Below are 24,256 nucleotides of genomic sequence, written 5' to 3' on the forward strand. Positions count from 1 at the left end.
AAGAAAGCCCATCTCATGCAGTGCGAGATGGGTAGTTGTTTAGTATCTTGGCTGAAAGGTATGGCAACATGTTTCTACACTCGTTGTTGCCGAGCTTTCTATCGTTTGTCCAGATAATATTGTATCTGTAAATGACTCGTCCTCTGATTGTATAGATTCTTGAGAGTCAGGTTGAACGAGGATGGCATTTGCTTGACAAAAGTTACCTTGTCCCCAAAATGAACAGTTGGAGACAGAACATCGTACTTCTGGCATAGGATCCCCTCCTTATACAAGTAGTGTGAGATTTTTGTACTCACTTCATGTATAAAGGAAGTTTCCTTTTCTTGTTACTTATTATTTGCTGTAAACCATTCTTTGAACTTATCTTTCGGTTGTTCTCCTACAATGCGGCTTACTTCTTTACCTTCTTTAAAGTGAATGATAGTTGGTGTAGCTGTAATTTTAAATTCGTCCCACACAGCCTCTGGTTGATTTTCCAAGTCAATGACTTTCATATCAATATTCATATCTTTTGCCATTGGAACAATAATCGGTGATACTTTTTGACAGTGTACACAGTCTGTTTGGTAGAAGTAAATTATTTGATCTTTCTTTTCTGCTATGTTTTTTCGAATATCTTCTAGAGAAATTTTATTTGTGTAGTAATTTGTTTTGTTTTCTTGTTTTTGTTCAGCTTTTGTTACTGCAAAAATAGCGATTAATAAAACGACGACAATGCCGCCAAAAAGAAACATTTTCTTCATTATTTCATCTCCTTATTTGTTTTTAGTAAAAGAAAACTGCAAATAGAAATAATTACAAAAGCAGTTAGTGCTAGAAATGGAATTGTGATAAAACCAAACCAATTAATATACTCTCCTGTACAAGGCACTCGTCCACATGCTGCTCCAGCTGCTGAGAAAGCAGGTATCTTTTGAAGGGCATAATGATATAGCGATATACAGGCACCGATGCTTGCGATTGGTAAGGAATATGTGGCAATGCGGTAATCTTTGCGTGCAACTGCAATGCCAAGTAGTAACACAAATGGATACATAAAAATACGTTGGTACCAACATAATGTACATGGTTCAAATTTCATAATTTCGGAAAAATATAAGCTTCCGAGTGTAGCAATAAACGAAGTTCCCCAAGCAGTAAATAACAAAGTTTCTTGTTTTTTTTCGTGATCCATTCTTTATACCTCTCTTATAATAGTTACATACAAAATTATAGTACGAGGAGGAGTGGAAAAGAAAGAGAAAACATTCAACATAATAAAAGTTTTTTGCGCTGAAAACTTGGAAATAAAAAAACAAGGTGATGTACACCTTGTTTTTACTTGGTTTTAACGATTAACAGCCTTCGTTGAATCGATAAAAAATTTTTGAATTGCTTCTTTATTTTTTTGTGGGTGAAGCTGTAATACTGCCCCGGCATGCTCGTATGTTTTTGGTTCATATCCATTTGCCACTGGAATTCGCATTGTTTCCATCTTTTCAATAGGATGCAATAGAACGTTGCTACCGAGTGAAAATAATGTTTGAGCATCCATACTAGTATGGATATAAGGGAGAAGGTCTTGTATGATCGTAGGTAATTGGAATACACCGTCTACGGATTGAACTTTTTCGGTAAAGGTTTTTTGCAGAGCTTGTAGTACTTCTTGTTGGCGCCCGACACGTCCGAAGTCACTTTCAGCATCATGACGGAAACGTGCATATTTTAGTAATTCTTTTCCATGTAATCGTTGGGGTCCAGGTTGTAAATGTAATCCCATATCATCGATGATTGTTTGCGTTACATTTACGGTAATTCCTTCTGGAGCGACGGTATCTACAATTTTTTCGAATGCCGCAAAGTCAATTGTAACGTAATGTGATACATCGATTCCGAAGTTATGTTGAATGGTTTTTCGTAATAATTCAGGACCTCCATAATAGTAGGCGGCATTAATTTTATTATATTTTTTATCATAGATAGGAATTTCTACGTAGCTATCACGCATAATAGAAGCGAGTTTTACGGTTTTTTCTTTTTTATTGTATTGTGCAATCATAATTGTATCAGCTCTAGCTTGTTTTTCTCCGCGAGAATCATTTCCGATAAGTAGTACGTTAAATGGTCCTTGCTCGTTTTTAGCTCCATGAAATGGTTGGAAGTGTTCCGGATTATTTTGTTTGGATGATTTTTGGCAGCCGATCATAAATAATGCAATAAATAAAAATAAGCACATATGTTTTTTCACATGATCACGTCCGTCTACGTAATATTCATTATGTATTATGAACGATGGTTTGGAAAAATATACAAAAAAGCTATCCCGGTGCATAGGGATAGCTTTTTATGGTAGTAAGAGCTTGATTGGTGAGAGTTTTCCATCAGTGGGGGATAAAGCGCCCTACTAATGGAAGTTTCACTTTATCCCGCATTAACGGGCAGTAAGTCCCGCAAAAGCCAAAAGCTAGACGGGAGAAAACTGCCCGTAAAAGCCTGATTGGTGAGAGCTTTCCATCAGTGGGGATAAAGCACCCCACTAATGGAAGTTTCACTTTATTTACATATGAAATTGCTCTACTTGTTCCGCTTGTTCCGCTTGTTCTGTATATGTTTTTTGCGTTGCATGATCAATATATTGAAACAAAAGTTGGAGTTTTTTATCAACTTCTGATAAATCTTTACCGTATTGATAAGCATGTAGAAAGTGTTCAATTCGTTTCGAAAACAGCTCATCTTCTGTTTGTACCATAAGTACAAGCAGCTTCTCCCAGTTACAGCAATACGTGTAATAGAGAGCTTTATCGTAGTCGGTGTATGTTTGCATGGTGTACCTCCTTAGTGAGGAGTTATATATAGTGTGTGACGGAAAAGAAGAAATACACTTGAAAGAATTTGTTAACAGAATGTTATGGGAAAGAAAAGGAAATATGTTTATAATAAATAGAAAGAAAATTAAGAAAATAAAGAGGCGGAGAGGGTGAGTCAATGAGTCAAAGGTTACTAAAATCGGTTGATGAACGAGCGATTCAAGTATGGAGATTAACGGCATTTTCAATCAATATTATTGTTTGGATTGCTTATGGCGGAGCGATATATTGGCTTGACGCATTTCGAAGTATGACAAACTTACAACTCTTATTTCTTTGTTTTTTTGGTGGACATGCTATCTTTACAATTGGTATATATCCAAAGCTTAGATGGAAGAGGTGGCGCTATATGATACGTGGGCAGGAGATTGACTTACAGCGAGGGGTATTTATTACAGAGAAAACATTAATTCCTATGATTCGTGTGCAACATGTAGATGTAAGGCAAGGCCCATTTTTACGTTATTACCAATTAGCATCAGTGGATATTACGACAGCAGCGACAACTCATACAATTCCAGCGATTGCATATGAAGATGCAGAATATTTACGGGGGCAACTTTCTACTTTAGCGCAGGTGGCGGTTGCTGATGTATAGAAGAAATAGAATTCATTCGTTGTCAATTCTATTGTCAGTTGTGAAACATGCATCGGCATTATTTCCACTTTATCTTATTTTCTTATTTAAGTTTCGCAATAGCTTACCGTTTTCTATTTTGATAAATACGATTATTTTTAGCTTTGTACCTTTGTTTATTCTTACCTGTATTGCTTGGATGCGTTGGTATCGATTTACATATACGATTACTGAAGAGCAAGTGATTCTTGAGAAAGGATGGTTAAACCAAAAACGAAAGTACATTCCGAAAGAACGAATTCAGGCAATTCATGAATCACAAAATATAATTCATCGTTTGTTTGGATTAACGGAACTGCAAATTGATACAGCGGGAAATAGGGAAGGAGCAGAAGTAGTATTACAAATCATTACAAAAGAAGAAGCGATTCACATTCAAGACCAGCTTTCTGAAAGAAAGAGAATGAAACAAGAGGATATTGCTGTACTACCAGTATTCACATTATCGAATAAAAAGACGTTTTTATATGCGGCTACATCAGGCAGTATTGGCTTTGTATTTTCGGTGCTGCTTGGTATTTATACAGAGATAGATGAGTACGTTTCGATTCATTTTAAGTTAGAAAATTTTCAGTCACAAACACCTTCTTTTTACGGAGAAGTTGCAATTGCTGTTCTTACAGCGGGATGGTTACTCGGTACGTTACTTGTATATCAAAAATATCATGGATTTACAGTTGTAAAACAAAAGGATGACCTTGTTATTACGAGGGGATTATTTGAGAAGAAAAAACTTATCGTTCCGCTTGATCGTATTCAAGCAATTAAAGTAGAGGAAAATATAATTCGGCAATGGCTTGGTTATGCTACAATTCGTTTTGTGAGTGCGAGTTCGAAAGAAGAAGAATACGCAGGTTTTCGCCTTGTCTGTTTTCCGCTCGTAAAGCGAAGCCATATTCCATATTTATTACAGCGTTATTTTCCTGATTATCGAGCTCCGTCTTCGTTTCAACATTTACCAAAGCGATCATTTGAGCGCTATATGATAAGAGTTATTATGCCTGTTCTTTTACTCATAGCGATTACATTACCTCAAAATTCAATGGTAAAATATGCAGCACCTATTTTTCTTATTGTTGGTGCAGTCTTAGGTTATCGGAGATACTATGATGCGCGTTGGTGTATTACGGGAGAGCAACTTACTGTCATATATCGCCGAATTGGAAGAATAACGGTGTATACAAAAAAAAGTCATATACAGGCGTTAACGGTTTCCAAAACATTACTTCAAGAACCATCAGCGTTATGTAATGTGAAAATATGTGTGAAATCGGGTGCGAAAAACATGACATTTCGTATAAAAGATGCAGACGATACAGTTGGAACTTCGCTTCGGAGATGGTATTCTTACGAAAAAGAGAGTAATTTTGCATAAAAAAAGAGGGATTATCTCCCTCGTTTTTTATTTCGCTATTCTTGGAGTAAGCCCTCCGCTGATGGAAGTTTTACTCTATTCTTTTGGCATTGGAGTAGGTGTTGGTTTCGCATAGCCTTCCTTATACTTATTATCGATGTATTTTCGAATTTCAAGCGGTGATTTTCCTTTGTCTTGTAATCTTGCCGCTTCTAATGCAATCTGTAGACAATTTAAACAAGTTGTTGCATGAGAATCCCAAACAACTTGACCATTTTTTTTGATTTCACGAATGAAACAGTTTTTATTGCTTTTATGCCCGACGCTTTGACCGCATCCACAGTAGCATGGAATCCATTGAAGTAATTCAGCGTGTTTTGCTGCTACAGCATAAACTTGTTTTATTTGCGCATCATGATTAGATAAAAAAGAAGGGAGCGTATCGATTCCTTTTGTTGTTTCGGCGATATCCCTTTGTTCTTGGTCATGTTCATGTGGTGAAGTGGAGCAATATATTTCTGTTGCTGGTTGTTTATGTTCATGTGATGAAGTGGAGGAACTTGTTTCTTTTGCTGACTGTTTATCTTCAGTATTCGTGCAGCCAATCATTGTAAAGGCAAGTATTCCTGTCATGCTGCATAATAAAAGCGGCTTTTTCATCAACATTTCTCCTTTATTTTAATTTTACTAAAATTGTAACAGTCCCCCCCAGTTGTTTCCTATGAGGAAGTGTTATTTTTCAACCGATAACAAAAATAGTGCCAAACAAAAAGGACAGGTATATAAACATATATTAAATACAATCCAAATTTAGAAGTATACGTATTTAATGTGTTGATGGATTCACGGTTCATAAAAAATAAGGAGCTAATATAAATGCTGCCAATAAATATTGGAAAAGCAACCTTAAATGGCAACTGAAAAGAACGGTGTGCAGCTTGGCAAGAAGCCCATATTGTTAAGCAAAGATTTGGTAAAATGATGAGAAACCAAAGGAAGATAATCACGTATTCAAACCGCTGAATAAAAGGGATTTTAATGATTTTGAACATTGTTAATGTCCCCCATACTGTATGCTGTAGCAGGCCTTCACTGAAATAAACAAATGATAGCAAGGCTACAAACACATATAGCAAGGTTGTAAAAAAAATACTAAAATGTGCCCACCGCTTTACGCTTTTTCCTTTTTCAATAAGTGGATAAAACATAAGTAATGCTTCAAATCCTAGAAATTCTAACGAAGCCTTCTTTGCCGATAGCATAATATCGGCAAAAGAGTGAGTGAAAACAGGTAAAATATTGCGGAAATGAGCGTATTTAAGCGGGAAAACGAAAAAAGCAAGTATAAAAAGAGGCAAGATAACGCCCAAAAAGCACATACCTGCTATAGAGCGAAAACCTCCACTTAAAATGTAGTACACGACGAATAAAATGATAAGCCCAACTTGCCATAATTTTATAGTAGGGAATACCCATACTTGAACAACTTCAATATATGTTCGAAAAATAGTAAGACAAGATAGTCCGTAATATATCATAAAGAATATTGAAAAGACTTTACCTAGCCATTTTCCGAAGCATGTAGTATGAATGTTAATTAAATCATTATCTTTTTCAAGCATTTTAAGCATACAAAATAAAACGACATGTGTAATGACTCCCATGATAATAATGGAAATCCAAGCATCATAGCCAGCATCTTTAATTATAATACGCTGAAAGCCTAAAATTCCTACGCCTATTTGAAGAGAGTGAATTAAAAAAAACGTAAAATAAGGAGAAACCGTAAATTCTTTGCTATGTAGATTCATTTTTTTCTCCTCCTCATTCTCCAATTCCAGATTGTACAATGTTGACTTTTGCTTTAACAGAAACATCTATAGATGGATACATGTTTGAAAGTTGTTTCATATTCCACTTTCTAGAGTGACTTTTAATTTGATCACGAACTCCAAGTGGATCTATGTTTTTATTTTGAAATTGACGGATGAGTGCCGTTACATGCTTCTCAATATTTTCTTGTAATTGTGCTTCAATATAAGAAATATTTTTAGGATTTTCTAAATTAATCCAGCTAGGGGAATCTTTAATTAAACCATTTAATGTCACTTTAATTTCTACTTTAGGTGAAGAATTGTTATCTGTAATATGATAGGTGCTATTCCCCGATAAGCTGTGAATGACAGCAACACCCTTATTTTTTCCTCTTTGTATATTCACTTCGTATCGTCCATTTTTAGTTGGATTTATGACTAATTTGATTAAAAATGAGTCTTCAGGATTCGCATACATCATAATTTTATCTTTTTTTAAAAATGCAAGGCCTTGAAGAGAAGCAGAATCTTCACCGTCTATTCGGATATAGGGAAGAAAAGGATCACATCCAAATGAGAAATAATTATATAGAAAAACGTGTAAATTTGTTTTCGGTATACTTTCGTTTGCAACATTTTGATCAATTAGTTCTGATAAATATAGAGATCCGTTTTTCACTGTATGTTTTAGTAATTGTTCTGCTGTGCCATCTACAAATGCAATTTGTACATCTCGTCCAATATTCGGATCGCGTTGCAAATTTCCAATGATATTTGAAATTCCCTGTTTACTTAAACTTGATCCAAATACAATCATTCGTGTTTGACCTACTACTATCTTGTGAGGAGATTTGGCAGCTAAATTAGCTGCTACTACTTCTCCTGAGCGCCCGACTGATGATAATGTTTTTGGGGTTTTATTTTTCCCAAGATTGTAAACAGGGTATATAATAGTTCCTTTAATTTCGTTATCGTTAGTTAAATCAAATCCAACAGTATGAACAATTCGCATTTCATCTACAATTTGTGATTGTACACAACTAGAAAGAAAAAATAGTAAGCATATAAGAAATGGAAAGAAAAAGTTTCTCATGTTTTGTCACCATGCTGTTTTGTTTTTGCTTTTATTGGATTAAAGCGCCAGTTTGATTTTGGTCGGAGGTAAGAAGGACGCTTTGCTGACATACTGAACGGATAGCGGACAAATGCTTCCGATGAATCAATACCTCTAAATGGATAAAGTGGTAATAAGTAAGGTGAACCAAGTGATTTTAAATGAATTAAGTGAGCCAAAATAAAAGTAAAGCCAATTATTAAACCGAGACCGCCCATCATACCAGCTAATATAATAAGTGGAAATCGTAGGATACGAATCGTGTTAGACATTTTAATTGTTGGTGTTGTAAAAGCAGCGAGTGCTGATAGAGCAACGGCAATGAGTAAAATTGTACTTGTCAAAGCAGCCTCCACTGTTGCTTGCCCGATGACAATGCCACCGACGATACCAAGTGTTTGTCCAATCTTTGGCGGTAAGCGTGCTCCCGCTTCTCGTAATAATTCAATCGTAATTTCTAAAAAAAGAACTTCTAATACAGGCGGAAAAGGGACATTTGCTCTCGAGAAAATAATAGGGCCTACTAGATCTGTTGGAATCATTTGATAATGATATGTTAAAACAGCTGTATAAATTGCTGAAGAAAAAATAGAGAATAAAGCTCCGAAAAATCGAATAAAACGAAAAAATGATCCAATAATCCACGGTAAATAATAATCTTCTGGTGAAATAAAGAAATCAAATAAAGTTGTCGGGCCAGCCAGAACATAGGGAGAACCATTTGTTATAATGATTACTTGCCCAGATATTAATGCGTATATAGCGCGATCTAGGCGCTCTGTAGATAGCAGAAGCGGAAAAAGTGAATTACTATTATCACTAATGAGTTGTTCAACTAATGTTGAATCAAATGGAACATCAAAATCAGTATCCTGTAATCTTTGCACTACAGTGTTGACATGTTGTTCATTTGTAATTCCTTCGAGATAACCAACAACGAGCTGTGTTTTTGATAAAGACCCAACTGTAACTTCTTTAAAGATAAGATTTTCTGTTACAACATTTTTTCTCAATAAATGAAGATTGACATCGAGACTTTCAACAAATCCAACTTTCGGTCCAACAACACTATATTCATTTTCAGTATCATTATATATACGACTGCCTGGAACTGTACTTTCGGCACGAATTAGAGCATAATCATCCTCTTGTGAGACATTTCGAAGCTGTATTAATATAAATCCACCTAATAATTTTTCGCGAATCTCCTCTATAGAAGGAGATAAGATAATTTCTTCAATCGGAACAATGTTAGATAAATCTTCTATTTTTTCAATGTTTGCTAGCTGTTCTTTTATAGGAGAAAGAATAAAACGTTTTAGTACAAGCTCTTCTGATACGGATTTGATATAAAATATACGTAAATTCCCATCGTCAGTTATGTTGAAATGCAGAAAATCCATAGATTGTTTCATTGTTTCAATAAATTCTGGTATGGAACAATTATTTTTATTACTCTTTTGTTGTTTTTCTTGTTTCTCTTGTTTTTCTTCTTCTTCTTTTTTTCCGAATGGTAAACGAAACATAGGGTTCACCTCTTTACGGTTTAGAAAATACCTCTGTTAGTTTTTAGAAATAAATGTAGAATTATACGGAGAATTATGTGAAAAGTAAGTTGGGATATGCCATATTTTTCTGAATAATAGTAGAGGAAAAGAAACATAATCTTGTTATAAGTTAGCTTTCGAAGATGTGCACTTAACGTATAAGGAATTGTGGTTTTATATAAAAAAGGAAGAAGCATGTAGTTGCTTCTTCCTTTTTTACTTATTGTGCTTTTTCCATTTTCAAGGATGCTTTTAATTTTTTCATTTCTGTTTTAATATCTTCTTTTTTTACATTTAATTTTTCAGCAATTTGTTTTACATTCATACCGTCTTTTTTCATTTTTAATACATCATTTAATGATGTGCCGCTTTTTTGTGAAATAATGTTCAGTACGGCAAGGTGGAATAAAGATACTTCATAGTCGCGCATTGTTTGTTTCACTTGATCTGGAGTGGATTTTTGCATGTCTGCTACTTTTTGTAACAGTTTTCCTTCCATCTCTTTACTCATATGATGTTTATGAAATTTATGAAGTTTCTTTGGATCAACGCCAAAGTGCTGCGCAGTTTCTTTCCATGTATGCTTTTGCTTATAGTACTCTAATACAGCATTAATATCTTTTCCACTTAATTTTGCGATGCGTGCTGCTTTCCAAATTTCATGTTTTTTATATCCTTTTTCTATTAATGATTTGTATTGTTCTTCAGAAATGAGTTTGTGGTGTTTTGCTACTTGTTTCGTTTCTTGTTTTGTTTCTGCTTGCGAGCTATCGGTAGAAGCGTATGCCGTAAGCGATGTTGCTCCGCATAATAATGATACCGCTAACATTCCTGTTACTAACTTTTTCTTCATGTTTTATCACTCCTATAAGTAGTAAACTGCTTGCGTTATATAGCTTATCCAAAAAGTATGACAAAACTATGAACAAATTATGTTTTTCTTTGTAAGATAGAAAAGAGAAATAGAAAGTTGTTTCCATATGATAAGAGTTTTAAAATGGAGAAAAAGATTTCAATGAATGGAGAAGATGCTGCGATGCATGTGTTAATTGTAGAGGATAATGAGAGCGTGTGTTCAATGCTTGAAATGTTTTTTATGAAAGAAGACTTTCAAGCAACATTTGTCGCAGATGGTTTAGAAGCATATTCATTGTTTCAAAAGAAAGATTGGGATTTGCTTATTGTAGATTGGATGATTCCAGGCATGGATGGTATAAAACTGTGTCAAAAAATACGAGAAAGCAGTGATGTTCCTATTATCATGTTAACAGCAAAAGATAGTGAAGCCGATCAAGTGCTAGGATTAGAAATTGGGGCAGATGATTATGTTACGAAGCCGTTTAGTCCGCTTACGTTAATCGCAAGGATGAAGGCGGTTGTACGCCGTTTATCAAAAAAGCAGGTAAGAAATGAAGTAAATCATTTTCATATTAATGAAGAAACAAGAGAAGTATTTTTAGACGGTGAGAAAGTGGAAAATTTAACGCCAAAAGAGTTTGAGTTGCTCGCTTTTTTCACGAAGCACCCGCGCCAAGTATTTCGAAGGGAGCAGCTCTTAGAACGTATTTGGGGATATCAATTTTACGGAGATGAACGAACGGTGGATGTACATATTAAACGGCTTCGTAAAAAAATTAGCACGGGCTCACATATATGGATTCACACGGTTTGGGGCGTTGGTTATAAATTTGATGAAGCGGTAGCTGGCTGTGAAAAGGATTAAATATTTTTATAAGCTATTGTTCAGTTACGTTTTTATTTTACTTGTTGCATTTATTCTATTAAGTGTCCTGTTTTTAAGTTTAGCTGAAAATCTAGCTTACAAGACAAAGGTAGAAGAGCTTACTTCTTACGGAACTAAAATTATTTCCGAGCTTGAGAAACAAGAAATGGATGTTCGTGCTGTAAAATTAAAGCATTTTTCGAGTATACTGCATGCACGCGATACGAAGTTTTTTATCTTTAATGAAAAAGGCGAGATTATACAGCCGTCATTTCGTTTAAAACAAAAACCTTTGTTAAGTGAAGCGGAATGGAAGAAAATTCAACATGGTGAAACATTGCAGATAAAGCGAGACGTGAAAAGGTTTGAACAGCCCGTATCAGTTGTTGTGCTTCCATATATGAAAGATAGTGAACTGCGGGGCGGGGTGATGTTAACAGCTCCCATTCACAGCACACTTCAAATTGTTACAGAATTAAATCGATATTTATTAATTACAGCGTGTATTACTTTTCTGATTGTACTAGTGGTCAGTATTTTTTTCTCACGCTCTTTAGTAAAGCGGGTGCAGCGTCTTCGCCAGGCAACCGCAATGATTTCAAAAGGTCAGTATGATGTGCAGGTTCCTATTGGACAATACGATGAAATTGGCTTGCTCGGAGATGATTTTAACAATATGGCAATGCAGCTTCATAAAGCGCAGAAGGAAATTAATCGTTTAGAAAAGCGGAAGCGTCAATTTATTGCCGATGTTTCACATGAATTAAAAACACCGCTTACGACAATCAATGGTTTAGTAGAAGGAATGAAAAATGACCTCATTCCGGAGGAGAAAAAGCAGCGCTGCTTTGAGATGATGGAACAAGAAACAAAGCGACTCATTCGCCTTGTCAATGAAACATTGGACTACGAAAAGATTCTTTCTAATGAAATCACACTTCAAAAAGAAGAGATTGAAGTAAAAGAGGTTTTTGAAGTGATTAGTGAACAATTAGAACTGCAAGCAGAGGAAAAGGGAAATACAATTGGAATTGATGTCCCCGCTAGTTTATTTGTTTATGCTGACTATGACCGGCTATTGCAAATTTTGCTGAACATCACAAAAAATAGTCTGCAATTTACCGAGAATGGAACAATTATGTTGCGTGGAAAAGAAGAAAGGCAAATGACAATTATTGAAATTGAAGATACTGGTATTGGGATGGACCGAGAAGAGGTATCTGCAATATGGTCACGTTTTTATAAAGCTGATACATCTAGGACAAATAGTTATGGTGAATTTGGATTAGGACTATCGATTGTAAAAGAACTTGTGAAATTGCATAACGGAACGATTAAAGTAAAGAGTGAACAAGATAAAGGAACAACGTTTATCATATGTTTTCCACGATAAAAAATCGTCTTACTAAGTAAGGCGATTTTTTTATTTTACTGAAATTGGGGCGTTTATTTTATTATATTAAATGTTGATTTATATGAGGAAACTAGACTATAATTGATAATGATAATCTTTATCAATTATTAGTATATACATATAGATATAAAATTATGAGGGAGAGGAATATATGACAACTTATGCTTCCGTTGCAAATGTTATTAAAGAAAGAAGATCTATTCGCACCTTTACAAATAAATCAGTAGAAAAGGAATTATTAATTGAACTATTAAATGATGCCACATGGGCACCGAATCATCAGCACCGAGAGCCATGGAAATGTAAATTATTTATGGGGGATGGCCGTAAAAAATTTGTAGGCGCTGTTTTAAACTCTTTTTCGCCAGAAGAAAGAGAAAAACGCGGAAAAATGTTAACAGAACGTTTTATGAGTACGCCAGCTCAAATTGTTGTTTATATGGATGAAGATCCACGCCAAGCGCAGCGTGATGAAGATTATGCCGCTGTATGTGCATTCATGCAAAACTTCCAGCTCCTAGCTTGGGAACGTCAATTAGGTGTTGTTTGGAAAACTGGCGGGCTTATTTACAATCCTGCTTTCATGATAGAAATTGGTTTAACGAAAGGACAACGAATTGTTGGTATACTACATGTTGGGTATTTTGATAAAGCTCCAGAAGGAAAAGAGCGTACACCAATTACGGAGAAGTTAGAGATTATTGAAGGGTAACAAAGAAGGATGCTTATTAAATTGTAAGCATCCTTCTTTGTTATATAAGCTCTGCTGGGAGTGTAAAAGTTCCATCCTTATGTCGAGTTAACGTATGAACATTTGTGATTGCATTCGTATGTATGACACCATAAATATGTGGATAATGTTCCCCGTTTGCAGCTAATTCGTACTTAATTTCTGCTTGTACACGATCTGGATCGATTGTTAAAAATACAATAGACTGTTCTGCTGCAAAATGTTTGTGAGCAACTTGTAATGATTGATTGAGAAATGAGCAGTGAATGAATCCCTCTTCCTGTAAGGAAGGTTCGATAATGACTCCTTTTTCTTTTGCATTTTCCCATGCTTGCATTGTCATAACTTTAATAATTGTATTCATAAGATTATCCCCTTTGTCATGAATGTTCTCTAAAGGGAATTTTACATGTTTTGCAAGGTAATCGCATCTAAAAGACAAAATAAATTGAGGTAATTTCTTTAATCTTCATGAAAGCTTGTTCTCCTTCATACACTGTCATAAGGGAATATGTAAGGAGGGGGAAAACTATGAGAAGTAGTGAGGACAAAGCATTGCAATATGCAATTTCAGAAATTACGGAAATTGCGACAGGGTTTGGATTAGATTTTTATCCGATGCGTTATGAAATTTGTCCGGCTGATATTATTTATACATTTGGTGCATATGGCATGCCAACGCGCTTTTCACATTGGAGCTTTGGAAAGCAATTTTATAAGATGAAACTTCACTATGATTTAGGACTTAGTAAAATATATGAGCTCGTTATTAACTCCGATCCATGTTATGCCTTTTTGCTCGATACAAATTCATTGATTCAAAATAAACTTATTGTCGCTCACGTATTGGCACATTGTGATTTCTTTAAAAATAATATTCGATTTTCTAATACGAAACGCGATATGGTTGAAAGTATGGCGGCAACTGCAGAGCGAGTTAAAAATTATGAGCATAAATACGGTAAAAAAGAAGTAGAAACCTTTTTAGATGCTGTGCTAGCCATTCAAGAGCACATTGATCCTTCGCTTATGAGACCGAAGCTTGCATGGAGTGCGGATGATCAAGAAGAGGAAGAAGTAAAGAGGGCTGCCACGCCGTACGATGATTTATGGAATTTAGAGGATCGAAATAAGAAACGAGAATTACCGAATGTGCGGAAGAAAAGAAAAATTCCTCCGCAACCAGAAAAAGATTTACTTCTTTTTATTGAAGAATATAGCCGCGAATTAGAAGAGTGGCAACGTGATATTTTAACGATGATGCGTGAGGAAATGCTGTATTTCTGGCCGCAGCTTGAAACGAAAATCATGAACGAAGGCTGGGCTTCGTATTGGCATCAACGTATCCTTCGTGAAATGGATTTAGGTTCAGATGAAGCCATTGAATTTGCAAAACTAAACGCAGGGGTTGTTCAACCGTCAAAAACAAGTATTAACCCGTACTATCTCGGTATCAAAATTTTCGAAGATATTGAAGAACGCTACGATAATCCGACAGAAGAAATGATACGCCGAGGCGCAAAACCAAACTCAGGAAGGGAGAAAATCTTTGAAGTACGCGAAATTGAATGGGACGTATCATTCCTGCGAAATTACTTAAACAAAGAACTTGTTATGCGGGAAGATATGTACTTATTCCAGCGGCAAGGGAAGGATTATAAAGTCGTCGATAAAGATTGGGAAAATGTTCGGGACCAGTTAGTCAATATGAGAACAAATGGTGGATTTCCGTATTTAGTTGTTGAAGATGGAGACCATTTAAAGAACGGAGAATTGTACATTAAGCATTGTTATGAAGGTATTGAACTTGATTTAAAATATTTAGAGAAAGTGTTGCCATACATTTATCAGTTATGGGGAAGAACGGTGCATATGGAGTCGATTGTAGAGAATAAGAATGTTGTGTTTTCTTATGATGGGAAGATGGTGCATCGGAAGTATGTGTAATAAGGAAAGCCACTATGTATGTAGTGGCTTTTTGGTTTTTAGAAAGTGATTTCATTAAACGTTGTATCTGTTTTTAGGCATATCCTGTTATCGTACGAAAAGATGCCAAAGAATGAACAACTCTTCTGTGTTTTCTAGGTTGTCAACGTGCCGACTTTGACACGGCAGTCTCATTTAGATGCATATAGGAATTGAACAAACTTGTGAGCAGAAGGCCAATTTTTTATGAAAAAACCCTTGTTTCATTGGAGTTTCGAATGAAAAGAAGGAGTATGCACCAAAATATGGAAAATGGTAATAAAGGAATAGAACAGGAGAGGGATTACTTTGAAACAATTGAAGTCTATACTTCTATCAGTAGTTATCTTTTCCTCGCTACTATTAGGTGGATGTCAAACGACTGATAAGCAAACGAACAACAAAACAGAAACAGCACAAACAACGAAAGATGTACGAGAAATTGCTTGGAACTCACTTTCTGATTCGCAGAAAAAAGAAGTGATTGGTGAATGGAAAGAAGCTCAAGTAAGTAAAACGATTGCAGATACAAAGGGATTTGTTTTAACAGACCGTTCTTTTGAGGGACAAGAAGTGACAACTGTTATGTTCCGCTCTACAAAGAGTGGCTTATTGGGCGACATTATTAAACTTGTAGATGAAAAGTCAGGAAAAGTTGTTGGAGCGGGTTTGAGGGAGTAGTGCAAAAAAAGGGGTTGTCATGCGCGAAGATATGTACTTATTCCAGCGCCAAGGAAAAGATTATAAAGTCATCGATAAAGATTGGGAAAATGTTCGTGATTAGTTAGTGAATATGAGAACAAACGGTGGATTTTCGTATTTAGTTGTTGAAGATGGAGACCATTTAAAGAACGGAGAATTGTAAATTAAGCATTGTTATGAAGGAATTGAACTGGACCTGAAATATTTAGAGAAAGTATTGCTATACATTTATCAGTTATGGGGAAGAACGGTGATGGAGTCGATTGTGGAGAATAAGAATGTTGTGTTTTCTTATGATGGGAAGATGGTGCATCGGAAGTATGTGTGAGAGCCGCTGGGGAACCAGCGGCTTTTTGTTGTTAGCAGTGTAAAAGAGAGCTATTTATATTTAGATATCATATTTACTTTTACATTCGAAAATCTCATCAACAGCTTGGTGATACCCGCCCGATTTTTGAAAGGATTCGCTAATATTGCCAACAGCCTTTAGGAAAGACGGATTGTGTAATATTTGGTCCGCAGTTTCACGGAGTTGGTCAGCGCTCAGACTGTGCATGCTTAAATTGATACCTGCTCCGATATTAGCAACTCTTTGAGCGACAAAAGGCTGGTCCGCGCTTTGTGGGATTACAATTAGCGGAACCTCGTAATAGAGACCTTCATGGGTACTGTTCATTCCACCATGTGTGATAAATAATTTAGAGTGTTTTAGCACTTCGGTTTGTGGAACATAATTTTTTACAATGAAGTTTTTAGGAATATTCCCTAAATCAGATATTTGAACTTTTTTCCCAATAGACATGACAACGGTATGATCAGTGTTCCCAAATGCCTTAAAACAAAGCTTATAGAAATCAATTGCTTGATTAAAGACAGTACCCAGTGAAATATAAATTGGGCTTTTTCCTTTGATTGTAGTAAGGTCGAAGTTTTCTTGTGTTAATCGTGAAGAGATGGATGGACCTACAAATTTGTATGTTTCGTCAAATGTTTCTCCAAAGGGTTGAAATTCTCTAGTTGTATAAACGATTGTAAGTGGTGCAGGGTTACAAAAAACTTCATAAGGAGAAGTGATTTCAACACCATATTTTTCTTTAATTTTTGTTGTTAGGTTTTGAAAATCATTATTTATCCTTTTCGCAATTTCTGTTGGGATATTTTGCGAAAGATGTTCTAACATTCTTTCAAATGATATTTCAGTCTGAGCAAAAGATGTACACGAATTAATTGCGGGGAGCTTTAGAATTTGAGAAAGTAAACGTCCACAGCCAAACATAGAATCGTGAATGATATAATCAAAATGTTCTCCCTGAATCTGTTCAAGAACACTAGGTATAATGATATCTGCCGTATGTAAAAGACCGTTGATTCTTTCGGATAAATAATTTCTTCCACCTGAGATAAAGGCTTTTATAAATTTTTGGTCATCAAATGTTCGTACAGTAGCTCCCGTTTTCTCGATACGCTCCCGAAAAGCTTCTATTGTGAAGTACACTACCTCTTCTCCGCGTGCAATAAGCTCTTGTACAACACCAATTGTTGGATTGATATGTCCTTCTGATCCACCATTAATAAATAAAACACGTGCCATTATAATCACTCCTTAGGTAAAATGTTCTCTAAATTGTGTAATAGTACGGATCACTGTCCTACATCATTGCTCAACTCAATTACAAGTATCAGAATACGATAGTTGTGTGTCCTCTATGTGACCTAACGTATGTTAAAAAATAAATTTTTCATAACTAATCATTTCATTTTTTTACTTTAAACGTTGTTTCTTTCTCTTCTACATGATCCACGAAGTGCAAATCGATTATTCTTTTAACAACTGCCAATCTAAGCCCATAGCTTTCGGTTGTTCCTGTTATTTAAAAACTAATAAAGTAAATGTTTTTTTCAGTCGCCAATAGTCCTAAATTTGGATGTGATTCTTTAATAGGAAGGCATCTTTTTTATGAAAACTGTTATGAATATAAACAACAAAAAAGTTTTAAAAAGAAACTTGAACCTAACACGATGTCAGGTTGTATAGTAATTTTACCGGTGAAATTACTTCGTACGAAATGAGGGGTTGATTCTGAATAAAAAAACTTGGAAAGTTGGAGAATTAGCTAAACAAACTGGACTTACGGTACGGATGCTCCATCATTATGACAAGATGGGATTGTTTTCTCCTTCGGAATCATCTGATAAGGGACATAGGATTTACACTGAAACAGATATTGCCAAGTTACAACAAATCATGTCACTTAAGCAGTTAGGTTTTGCTTTGGGTCAGATTAAAGAAATGATAGAAGATCCAAATTTAAATCCAGTCGAAGTTATAAAAGTACAGCTAGAAAGTGTAAAAGAGTCCATTCGGATACAAGAACAATTGTGCAGTCGGTTGGAAAGAATATATGAGTTGTTTAACAGTCAACAAGAAGTGAGCGCAGAACAATTTATAAATTTAATTGAGGTGATAAATATGAGTAAAGAAAACTATTTTACCCAAGAACAACAAGATAAGATGTTCAAACAAATGGGACTAGAGGAAAGAAAACAATGTGTAAGTGAATGGGCTGAAATAACTGCAAAGATACGAATGGAATATGAGAAAGGAACACCACCCGAAAACCTAGACGTAACACGATTGGCAAAACAATGGAATGAACTCCTCAATAAGTTGACTTTTAAGGATCCTGAAATCTCCAAAGCAGCTGAACGTTATTATAAAGAAAATCCTGAAGTAGGAGAGAAATTAGGGATAAATAAGATTGATAAACAGCTTTCTGACTACATTAAGGATGCTGTGTCACACAGTTAAATTCATTTTTATTATCACAGAAAAAGTCGTAAGCATTTGTATAACTACGGCTTTTTCTTTTTGCCCAATCGAACGGGATTATTGAATAATGGGGGCATTTACTATTGCATTTATTAATATTTAAGTAACTTTAAAGAGCAATACTACAACTCGTAAGTAGTTTTACTCTTGGTTTTTCACATCGGAAGTGTGTGTAAAGGTCGCTAGGGAAGCCAACACTATAGAAAATAAATAACGTGAGCCTGGTACAATACCGGGCTCACGTTATTTAGAGATGCGCTTTTTTAATTAAAGGCTGCTTCCTACAGAATTCATTTCCTTTTGCAATTTCGTAAATGCACGATACATTCCAACTCTCCAAGATACGATCATCGCAAAAGCAAGTAAGAAGAACATACCGCTTAATTGTCCTAAATCAATTGATTGACTTAAATATTCTTTCATACCGATGCGGACAGCAAGTAACCCGACTAAAATAAAAATAAATGCTTTAGAAGGTATTAAATAAATATCTTTTCCGCGTATTTCAAATTTTGATGTTTTAATAAGAAAAATAGAGAAAAATAAACCAACGATAACAGCTTCCCAAATTTCTGATGTTGTTAATCGAAATTCTGGTAAGATGTACATGCATGCTCCCGTACTCATAAAAATTGGTGGGAGTATAATTTTTTTTAATGATACAGGTTTCTTTGCTGATTTTAAGCGAATAATCATCATTCCAATAGCCATGCAAAGAGCAACAATACTCATTATAACGGGGAAGTTTATATTTAAGTTCATAGTTTATCTCCTTTTATCCTTTGTATGATTTTTTTAATAAAATCATAAACCAAACTAGAGCGATGCCAATGATAGTATGAGACGTTCCTGCTATATGGCTTAATCCTTTAAAATCAGTTCCATTTATTTGAAGAAGTCCACGGGCCGCCAGTGAACCAACTGTTGCAATCAATCCTATATTATAAACGATGAACCACGCGTTAAAACCTTTTACTTCATGAAATGCAAATGATTTTGATAATGCAAAGGCAATTAAAAAGAACAAAAATCCAAGGACTAACATATGCGTGTGCAAAAGGTTCAGCAGAGTAGTGCCTTGAATTCCCTGCGCTTTTGCATATTCTCTTGCAAATACACCGGAAAATAAACCGATAATTAAATAGACAAAAGATGCATTATATAACTTTTTCATAATAACCTCCTAAGGTAGTATTAGCAATGTTTATTTCTGGGAATAGAGCCATATTTAAAAGTTATCCCGCATTAACGGGCAGTAAGCCTCTCACCTCAAGATCCAGAGAGGCTTACTGCTCGTTAATGCCCGATTGGTGAAAGCTTTCCGTCAGTGGGGGACCACTGACGGAAGTTTCACTTTATCTTGTCATTCCGTATATGAGGCCAGAAATATATGGGATTAACCAAATGAACCATACGATAACGCTTAGTGTATGGAATGTTGTCATCATTTTTCTATCTTTTTTTATTAACACAACTGTTGCCCAAACAGCATGAAATAGCATAAGTAAAATTGCTGATAGGCCTGTGATTCCGTGAAAGCTGAGGAGAGATCCTGCTGAAGCCATTTTCTCCATTAATGAAGTTCCGAGCGTATCACACACTAATCCAAGCCAAAAAATAACGACGTGCCAAGGTTTTAATGTTTTTTGAAATTTTTCACTCCATACTCCGATTGTATAAAAAATAAGTGCAGCTGTAATACATGTAATAGCAGATGCTAACACGTTCATCATTCCTTCCTAAGAATCATTTGCTTTATATAAAGCATGTTACATGAGAATTATGAATAGAATATGAACGCAATATTACATAAAAATTTGCTTAATCATTATATTAGAATTGTATTATGATGTAAATAAAAAGTGAAGGTGTATTTTAAATGAAAGAAAACTTTCTTATTCCCTAGTCAAATAAGGGGATAAGAAAGTTTTTCTAATTTAACATTTGCTTTTAGATTTCGTTGCTTTTTAGTAATTTTCCATCTCGAAGTGTTAAAATTCGATCACATACATCAAGCATTTTTTCATCGTGTGTAATCATAATGGCTGCTTTTTTCTTTTTCTTAACTTCATGCTTCATTAATTCAACTACTTCTCTAGCACGTTTTGAATCAAGGCTAGCAGTAGGTTCATCGGCTAAAATTAAGTCTGGATTATTCATAAAAGCACGAGCGATGGCTACACGTTGTTTTTCACCGCCTGAAAGTTGATTTGGATAATGATTCATTCGATGTGATAATCCAAATGTTTTCAGTAATTCAGTTGCAAACTTGTCAGCTTCTTTTTTATTTTCTCCCTTTAACTTAGCGATATATAAAAGTTGTTCTTTAACCGATAAGAAAGGTACGAGATTTGCGAATTGGAATATGAATCCAATTTTTTCTAAACGAATACTTGTCATCTCTTTTTCAGATAAATTCGTTACGTTTTGGTTAGAAATATAAATGTTTCCTTTTGAAGGGGAAAGAAGTGCACCTGCAATGGAAAGCAATGTACTTTTTCCTGAACCTGACGGACCAACAATACCGATAAATTCGCCCTCTTTTACATCTAATGTAATTGGATGCAGGGCAGTTACTTCTGTATCTCCTTCGCCATATACTTTACTTACTTGTTCAAGCTTTAATAATGACGCTGGGTTATCCCATTTCACTTCTGTTACCATTACATTCCACCTCCGATTGCTTCTAGTGCATCTACTTTCAATACTTGATATAGAGAAATTAGTGTACCGAATGCACTAATTAAGATAAAGATACCTGAATATTGTGCGATTGTTGTTGTTGTTAATAAGAATGGCATGCCGGCTGGTAAAATAGTTTCCACTGCAAGGATTAAGCCAATGCCGATTACAAGAGCAACACCAGATAAGAAGATAGATTGTACAACTAAATTACCTGCTAAATATGAGTTTTTTGTTCCGATTGCTTTTAATACGCCTAATTGGTGTGTTTTTTGTAATGTAATAACATAGAAGAAAACACCGATTAATAATGCTGAAATTACAAGTAAAAACGCAATAATCATCGTTAACGTTCCTTGTTCTTCTTTATAACCTGGAATACCTTGAAGTACTTCTTTTTTATCAACAATTTTTACATTATCTGCATTATCGATTTTTTTATCAGTATTTAGAGCGATGATACTGTAATCTTTTTCATTCGGCAGTGCAATGCTGCTCCATACATTTTCATTCATATGAACAACTGGTGTATGGCTGAACATTTGATTTTCTGTAAAACCGACAACTTTGAAAGTTTTCTTAGAAATAGGATCTACTAGCTTATCTCCAAGCTTTACACCCTTTTCTTTGATAGATTCATCAGCAACGATTTCATCGTCTGCTAAAGCGCTGTTTTTCCCTTCAATCACTTTTGGGGCAATGAATGAATCTTGTTTACTTGAAAAAATAGCAGCGTCAACTTTTTTTGAACTTCCTTCTTTTGTAAATGTCGTCATTTTAAGATGCATTGGAACCGCATCTTTTTCATCAACTTGTGCTAATACTTTATCTACGTCGTCTTTCTTAATTTGAGAGCGTAATAATTTACCCTCGGCATCACTTGATACTACAAACTTGTCCGCTTTCATTTCGATAATAGAAGAGGCATTATCATGAGATAAACCATTTGCTAAACCTGATATGATAAGTACAAGAAATGATAAAAGCATCATAATTGTACCGATTAATCCGTATCGTAATTTTGATTGTTTTAATTCTTTAAGTGCTAAAAACATTACGTTCATTCCTCCTTGTTTCGTTCTATGCTCTTATCATAAAGAGGAAATATGAACGGAATATGAACAAAAGATTACAGATTTTCCTAATGGGAAAGTGCACGCAAAATGTAGACGTCTTTAAACGTGATAGTCTCAAACAAGAAGAGCCTATCCTTTAGATAGACTCTTCTTCTTGTTTTGGAAGGTAAATAGAGAAGGTAGTGCCTTTTCCCAATTCACTCTCAACTGTTATTGCTCCGCCATGAAGGTCAACTACTTTTTTTACAATAGAAAGACCTAATCCGCTTCCGTTTACATTTCTGTTTCGGGCATTATCGACTTTATGGAAACGATCAAATATTTTTTTGATTTCATTCTCAGGTATACCAATACCCATATCAGTAATCGAAATACGCCACTCTGTTTCCAGTTTTTCTGCTTCAAATGAAATTGTTCCACCGCTTTCTGTAAATTTAATGCTATTGGTAAACAAGTTGGTCCATACTTGATGAAGCAAGTTTTCATCTCCGTAAATTTGTATGTTAGGAACATCCATTTCAACTGCAAGTTCTTTTGTTCGCCATTCCCACTCAAGCATAAAAATAATATCTTTTATTTGTTTCCCTAAATCAACAGGTTGCTTAAGTAAAGTAAGAGCTTCTTTATCAAGCGATGCTAACATTAATAATTGTTTACATAAACTGGACATGCGTCGACTTTCTGATTCAATGATTTCTAAGTAATGTGTCTGCTCAGATTTCGTTAAATCATTTGTTTGTAATGTTTTGGAAAATCCTTGGATAGATGATAATGGTGACTGAAATTCATGTGAAACATTCGAAACAAATTCTTGGCGCATCTGTTCTGAATTTCGTAATCTTTTGGCCATTTTCCGAAAGCTAGTTGCAAGTGTTCCAATTTCATCGCGGCGATTTTCTGGCAGTGCTAAATCATAGTTACCACTTGCAATTTCTTTTGTCGCGCCTGTAAATCTTTGAATAGGGCGAACGACAAAGCGGGTAGCTATCGCGATACAAATCAGGCTGATTGTAATAGTTAATCCTAATAAAACAGCATAGAAAATACGTAATTCTCCAAATTGCTGTTGAATATCTGGGCGAATAAATAGCGCATACACTTTACCGTTATTTTCAACAGGAATTCCTATACTATTCGAAAGTGTATTGTCAAAAAAGCCGGTAGCAAATAAGCGATTAGGATATGTTAAAATCCCATTGTATATATTTCCGTTTAATACATGTTCAATCGTCCCTGCGCTAATATTCATTTTCTTGAAATCATCGCCGTACCGCTTACCTTGTTTTTTATCGTCTACTAAGTAAATTTCAAAGCCGAGGCTAGAAATAGATTGTAAATAATCATCTTTAGTAAGTTCCGTATTCTTTTCATATAAATACTTTACTTCTTCTGCATACTTTAAAATTTTCTCACTGTTATATGGTTTTAAGTACACATGATAATATACATTTGTAAGTAAAAATGCTACAACACTACTAATTAACATAATAAAAATCGATATAATGACAAATCGTGAATATAATGATCGCATAGTATTTCACCTCTAATTCATTTTTCTAATTTTGGACAGTAAGACTTCCACCTTAAAATTTTGAGAAATAAACAAGAGAAGTGGGGGAGGAAGAAAAAACTGACGGAGTTCTACGTTTGTAGAATAAGAAATGTTTATGAACAGAAGATGAACACGTTATTACAATTGCGAATAAAGCAAAAAGTGTGCTGTCAGTAAAACTGATAGCACACTTTTCATCTCATTAAAACGATGAACCACTAAAATAAGAAATAGCGGGTGGTATTGATTTGAAATACAGATTAACTG

26 protein-coding genes and 1 pseudogene are annotated in these 24,256 nt (G+C 35.0%); 9 read left to right on the plus strand and 18 right to left on the minus strand.

Annotated elements, in window-relative coordinates; all coding sequences use genetic code 11:
* Positions 1-39: 39 nt before the first annotated feature.
* The 5 genes from WAX78_RS17525 to WAX78_RS17545 form a co-directional block, all read right to left on the minus strand.
* On the minus strand, positions 40-255 hold the full coding sequence (locus WAX78_RS17525) for a DUF1540 domain-containing protein (protein ID WP_098308123.1): 216 nt from the start codon (positions 253-255) through the stop codon (positions 40-42).
* A gap of 74 nt (positions 256-329) precedes the next feature.
* On the minus strand, positions 330-746 hold the full coding sequence (locus WAX78_RS17530) for a thioredoxin family protein (RefSeq protein ID WP_336483281.1): 417 nt from the start codon (positions 744-746) through the stop codon (positions 330-332).
* Positions 746-1,177, minus strand: coding sequence for a disulfide formation protein C (locus WAX78_RS17535; protein ID WP_336483282.1), 432 nt, complete (start codon positions 1,175-1,177; stop codon positions 746-748). Before WAX78_RS17535 ends, WAX78_RS17530 begins: the two co-directional genes overlap by 1 nt.
* Before the next feature lie 153 nt (positions 1,178-1,330).
* Positions 1,331-2,188 (minus strand): LCP family protein, encoded by an 858-nt coding sequence (locus WAX78_RS17540; protein ID WP_336483283.1) that lies wholly within the window; start codon positions 2,186-2,188, stop codon positions 1,331-1,333.
* A 351-nt stretch (positions 2,189-2,539) separates the two neighbouring features.
* Positions 2,540-2,806, minus strand: coding sequence for a YhdB family protein (locus tag WAX78_RS17545; protein WP_336483284.1), 267 nt, complete (start codon positions 2,804-2,806; stop codon positions 2,540-2,542).
* A gap of 161 nt (positions 2,807-2,967) precedes the next feature.
* On the opposite strand from WAX78_RS17545, the gene WAX78_RS17550 reads away from it, so the two are divergent.
* The gene (locus tag WAX78_RS17550) at positions 2,968-3,447 is read left to right on the plus strand and encodes a PH domain-containing protein (protein ID WP_336483285.1); all 480 of its coding nucleotides are present in this window, start codon (positions 2,968-2,970) and stop codon (positions 3,445-3,447) included.
* Positions 3,440-4,861, plus strand: a complete 1,422-nt coding sequence (locus WAX78_RS17555; RefSeq protein ID WP_336483286.1) for a PH domain-containing protein — start codon at positions 3,440-3,442, stop codon at positions 4,859-4,861. The genes WAX78_RS17550 and WAX78_RS17555 overlap by 8 nt, the downstream gene beginning before the upstream one ends.
* 75 nt (positions 4,862-4,936) lie before the next feature.
* On the opposite strand, the gene WAX78_RS17560 is transcribed toward WAX78_RS17555, so the two are convergent.
* The 5 genes from WAX78_RS17560 to WAX78_RS17580 form a co-directional block, all read right to left on the minus strand.
* Positions 4,937-5,500 (minus strand): PCYCGC motif-containing (lipo)protein, encoded by a 564-nt coding sequence (locus WAX78_RS17560; protein ID WP_336483287.1) that lies wholly within the window; start codon positions 5,498-5,500, stop codon positions 4,937-4,939.
* Positions 5,501-5,559: 59 nt separating this feature from the next.
* Positions 5,560-6,651, minus strand: coding sequence for a GerAB/ArcD/ProY family transporter (locus WAX78_RS17565; protein WP_336483288.1), 1,092 nt, complete (start codon positions 6,649-6,651; stop codon positions 5,560-5,562).
* Between the two features lie 13 nt (positions 6,652-6,664).
* Positions 6,665-7,747 carry a Ger(x)C family spore germination protein gene (locus WAX78_RS17570; protein WP_336483289.1) on the minus strand — a complete coding sequence of 361 codons (1,083 nt, stop codon included), beginning with the start codon at positions 7,745-7,747 and terminating at the stop codon, positions 6,665-6,667.
* Positions 7,744-9,294, minus strand: coding sequence for a spore germination protein (locus tag WAX78_RS17575; protein WP_413789204.1), 1,551 nt, complete (start codon positions 9,292-9,294; stop codon positions 7,744-7,746). The genes WAX78_RS17570 and WAX78_RS17575 overlap by 4 nt, the downstream gene beginning before the upstream one ends.
* A gap of 241 nt (positions 9,295-9,535) precedes the next feature.
* Positions 9,536-10,168 (minus strand): hypothetical protein, encoded by a 633-nt coding sequence (locus tag WAX78_RS17580; protein ID WP_336483290.1) that lies wholly within the window; start codon positions 10,166-10,168, stop codon positions 9,536-9,538.
* A 183-nt stretch (positions 10,169-10,351) separates the two neighbouring features.
* Here WAX78_RS17580 and WAX78_RS17585 point away from each other — a divergent pair, with 183 nt between their 5' ends.
* The 3 genes from WAX78_RS17585 to WAX78_RS17595 all read left to right on the plus strand — a co-directional run bounded on the left by WAX78_RS17585 (position 10,352) and on the right by WAX78_RS17595 (position 13,164).
* Entirely contained in the window at positions 10,352-11,038 is a 687-nt protein-coding gene (locus WAX78_RS17585) for a response regulator transcription factor (protein WP_336483476.1), read from the plus strand.
* Positions 11,025-12,431: a sensor histidine kinase gene (locus WAX78_RS17590; RefSeq protein WP_336483291.1), complete on the plus strand. Its 1,407-nt coding sequence runs from the start codon at positions 11,025-11,027 to the stop codon at positions 12,429-12,431. The genes WAX78_RS17585 and WAX78_RS17590 overlap by 14 nt, the downstream gene beginning before the upstream one ends.
* 172 nt (positions 12,432-12,603) lie before the next feature.
* Positions 12,604-13,164 carry a nitroreductase family protein gene (locus WAX78_RS17595; RefSeq protein WP_336483292.1) on the plus strand — a complete coding sequence of 187 codons (561 nt, stop codon included), beginning with the start codon at positions 12,604-12,606 and terminating at the stop codon, positions 13,162-13,164.
* Between the two features lie 40 nt (positions 13,165-13,204).
* Here the strand turns inward: WAX78_RS17595 and WAX78_RS17600 are convergent, their stop codons facing one another.
* Positions 13,205-13,546, minus strand: coding sequence for a DUF952 domain-containing protein (locus WAX78_RS17600; RefSeq protein WP_336483293.1), 342 nt, complete (start codon positions 13,544-13,546; stop codon positions 13,205-13,207).
* A gap of 167 nt (positions 13,547-13,713) precedes the next feature.
* Here WAX78_RS17600 and WAX78_RS17605 point away from each other — a divergent pair, with 167 nt between their 5' ends.
* The 3 genes and pseudogenes from WAX78_RS17605 to WAX78_RS17615 form a co-directional block, all read left to right on the plus strand.
* On the plus strand, positions 13,714-15,129 hold the full coding sequence (locus WAX78_RS17605; RefSeq protein ID WP_336483294.1) for a SpoVR family protein: 1,416 nt from the start codon (positions 13,714-13,716) through the stop codon (positions 15,127-15,129).
* 327 nt (positions 15,130-15,456) lie between these two features.
* Positions 15,457-15,828: a hypothetical protein gene (locus WAX78_RS17610; protein ID WP_336483295.1), complete on the plus strand. Its 372-nt coding sequence runs from the start codon at positions 15,457-15,459 to the stop codon at positions 15,826-15,828.
* A 7-nt stretch (positions 15,829-15,835) separates the two neighbouring features.
* Positions 15,836-16,177 (plus strand): annotated as a pseudogene (locus WAX78_RS17615) (stage V sporulation protein R); the annotation flags it as partial.
* 60 nt (positions 16,178-16,237) lie between these two features.
* Here the strand turns inward: WAX78_RS17615 and WAX78_RS17620 are convergent.
* Positions 16,238-17,440 (minus strand): macrolide family glycosyltransferase, encoded by a 1,203-nt coding sequence (locus WAX78_RS17620; protein WP_336483296.1) that lies wholly within the window; start codon positions 17,438-17,440, stop codon positions 16,238-16,240.
* Positions 17,441-17,923: 483 nt separating this feature from the next.
* On the opposite strand from WAX78_RS17620, the gene WAX78_RS17625 reads away from it, so the two are divergent.
* Positions 17,924-18,658: a MerR family transcriptional regulator gene (locus tag WAX78_RS17625; RefSeq protein WP_336483297.1), complete on the plus strand. Its 735-nt coding sequence runs from the start codon at positions 17,924-17,926 to the stop codon at positions 18,656-18,658.
* Between the two features lie 288 nt (positions 18,659-18,946).
* Here the strand turns inward: WAX78_RS17625 and WAX78_RS17630 are convergent, their stop codons facing one another.
* From WAX78_RS17630 to WAX78_RS17655, 6 genes are all read right to left on the minus strand, one after another.
* Positions 18,947-19,441, minus strand: coding sequence for a CcdC family protein (locus WAX78_RS17630; protein ID WP_413789205.1), 495 nt, complete (start codon positions 19,439-19,441; stop codon positions 18,947-18,949).
* A 13-nt stretch (positions 19,442-19,454) separates the two neighbouring features.
* Positions 19,455-19,853, minus strand: coding sequence for a DUF2871 domain-containing protein (locus WAX78_RS17635; RefSeq protein WP_336483298.1), 399 nt, complete (start codon positions 19,851-19,853; stop codon positions 19,455-19,457).
* A gap of 181 nt (positions 19,854-20,034) precedes the next feature.
* Positions 20,035-20,403, minus strand: coding sequence for an HsmA family protein (locus WAX78_RS17640; RefSeq protein WP_336483478.1), 369 nt, complete (start codon positions 20,401-20,403; stop codon positions 20,035-20,037).
* A 226-nt stretch (positions 20,404-20,629) separates the two neighbouring features.
* Positions 20,630-21,343 carry an ABC transporter ATP-binding protein gene (locus WAX78_RS17645; protein ID WP_336483299.1) on the minus strand — a complete coding sequence of 238 codons (714 nt, stop codon included), beginning with the start codon at positions 21,341-21,343 and terminating at the stop codon, positions 20,630-20,632.
* The gene (locus WAX78_RS17650; RefSeq protein ID WP_336483479.1) at positions 21,343-22,416 is read right to left on the minus strand and encodes an ABC transporter permease; all 1,074 of its coding nucleotides are present in this window, start codon (positions 22,414-22,416) and stop codon (positions 21,343-21,345) included. Before WAX78_RS17650 ends, WAX78_RS17645 begins: the two co-directional genes overlap by 1 nt.
* A 157-nt stretch (positions 22,417-22,573) precedes the next feature.
* Positions 22,574-23,968, minus strand: coding sequence for a sensor histidine kinase (locus WAX78_RS17655; protein ID WP_336483300.1), 1,395 nt, complete (start codon positions 23,966-23,968; stop codon positions 22,574-22,576).
* Positions 23,969-24,256 lie beyond the last annotated feature (288 nt).

The organism is Bacillus yunxiaonensis (genome assembly GCF_037104695.1).
In the GTDB taxonomy this organism is placed as follows: Bacteria; Bacillota; Bacilli; order Bacillales; family Bacillaceae_G; genus Bacillus_A; species Bacillus_A yunxiaonensis.

Excerpts from the sequence above, each read along its gene's own strand:
- WAX78_RS17620 (WP_336483296.1), bottom strand. The coding sequence starts at position 17,440 with ATGGCACGTGTTTTATTTATTAATGGTGGATCAGAAGGACATATCAAT.
- WAX78_RS17655 (WP_336483300.1), bottom strand. The coding sequence starts at position 23,968 with ATGCGATCATTATATTCACGATTTGTCATTATATCGATTTTTATTATG.
- WAX78_RS17540 (WP_336483283.1), bottom strand. The coding sequence starts at position 2,188 with ATGATCGGCTGCCAAAAATCATCCAAACAAAATAATCCGGAACACTTC.
- WAX78_RS17635 (WP_336483298.1), bottom strand. The coding sequence starts at position 19,853 with ATGAAAAAGTTATATAATGCATCTTTTGTCTATTTAATTATCGGTTTA.
- WAX78_RS17570 (WP_336483289.1), bottom strand. The coding sequence starts at position 7,747 with ATGAGAAACTTTTTCTTTCCATTTCTTATATGCTTACTATTTTTTCTT.
- WAX78_RS17525 (WP_098308123.1), bottom strand. The coding sequence starts at position 255 with ATGCCAGAAGTACGATGTTCTGTCTCCAACTGTTCATTTTGGGGACAA.
- WAX78_RS17560 (WP_336483287.1), bottom strand. The coding sequence starts at position 5,500 with ATGAAAAAGCCGCTTTTATTATGCAGCATGACAGGAATACTTGCCTTT.
- WAX78_RS17575 (WP_413789204.1), bottom strand. The coding sequence starts at position 9,294 with ATGTTTCGTTTACCATTCGGAAAAAAAGAAGAAGAAGAAAAACAAGAG.
- WAX78_RS17535 (WP_336483282.1), bottom strand. The coding sequence starts at position 1,177 with ATGGATCACGAAAAAAAACAAGAAACTTTGTTATTTACTGCTTGGGGA.
- WAX78_RS17550 (WP_336483285.1), top strand. The coding sequence starts at position 2,968 with ATGAGTCAAAGGTTACTAAAATCGGTTGATGAACGAGCGATTCAAGTA.
- WAX78_RS17530 (WP_336483281.1), bottom strand. The coding sequence starts at position 746 with ATGAAGAAAATGTTTCTTTTTGGCGGCATTGTCGTCGTTTTATTAATC.
- WAX78_RS17600 (WP_336483293.1), bottom strand. The coding sequence starts at position 13,546 with ATGAATACAATTATTAAAGTTATGACAATGCAAGCATGGGAAAATGCA.
- WAX78_RS17545 (WP_336483284.1), bottom strand. The coding sequence starts at position 2,806 with ATGCAAACATACACCGACTACGATAAAGCTCTCTATTACACGTATTGC.
- WAX78_RS17605 (WP_336483294.1), top strand. The coding sequence starts at position 13,714 with ATGAGAAGTAGTGAGGACAAAGCATTGCAATATGCAATTTCAGAAATT.
- WAX78_RS17595 (WP_336483292.1), top strand. The coding sequence starts at position 12,604 with ATGACAACTTATGCTTCCGTTGCAAATGTTATTAAAGAAAGAAGATCT.
- WAX78_RS17580 (WP_336483290.1), bottom strand. The coding sequence starts at position 10,168 with ATGAAGAAAAAGTTAGTAACAGGAATGTTAGCGGTATCATTATTATGC.
- WAX78_RS17630 (WP_413789205.1), bottom strand. The coding sequence starts at position 19,441 with ATGAACTTAAATATAAACTTCCCCGTTATAATGAGTATTGTTGCTCTT.
- WAX78_RS17645 (WP_336483299.1), bottom strand. The coding sequence starts at position 21,343 with ATGGTAACAGAAGTGAAATGGGATAACCCAGCGTCATTATTAAAGCTT.
- WAX78_RS17555 (WP_336483286.1), top strand. The coding sequence starts at position 3,440 with ATGTATAGAAGAAATAGAATTCATTCGTTGTCAATTCTATTGTCAGTT.
- WAX78_RS17585 (WP_336483476.1), top strand. The coding sequence starts at position 10,352 with ATGCATGTGTTAATTGTAGAGGATAATGAGAGCGTGTGTTCAATGCTT.
- WAX78_RS17565 (WP_336483288.1), bottom strand. The coding sequence starts at position 6,651 with ATGAATCTACATAGCAAAGAATTTACGGTTTCTCCTTATTTTACGTTT.
- WAX78_RS17650 (WP_336483479.1), bottom strand. The coding sequence starts at position 22,416 with ATGTTTTTAGCACTTAAAGAATTAAAACAATCAAAATTACGATACGGA.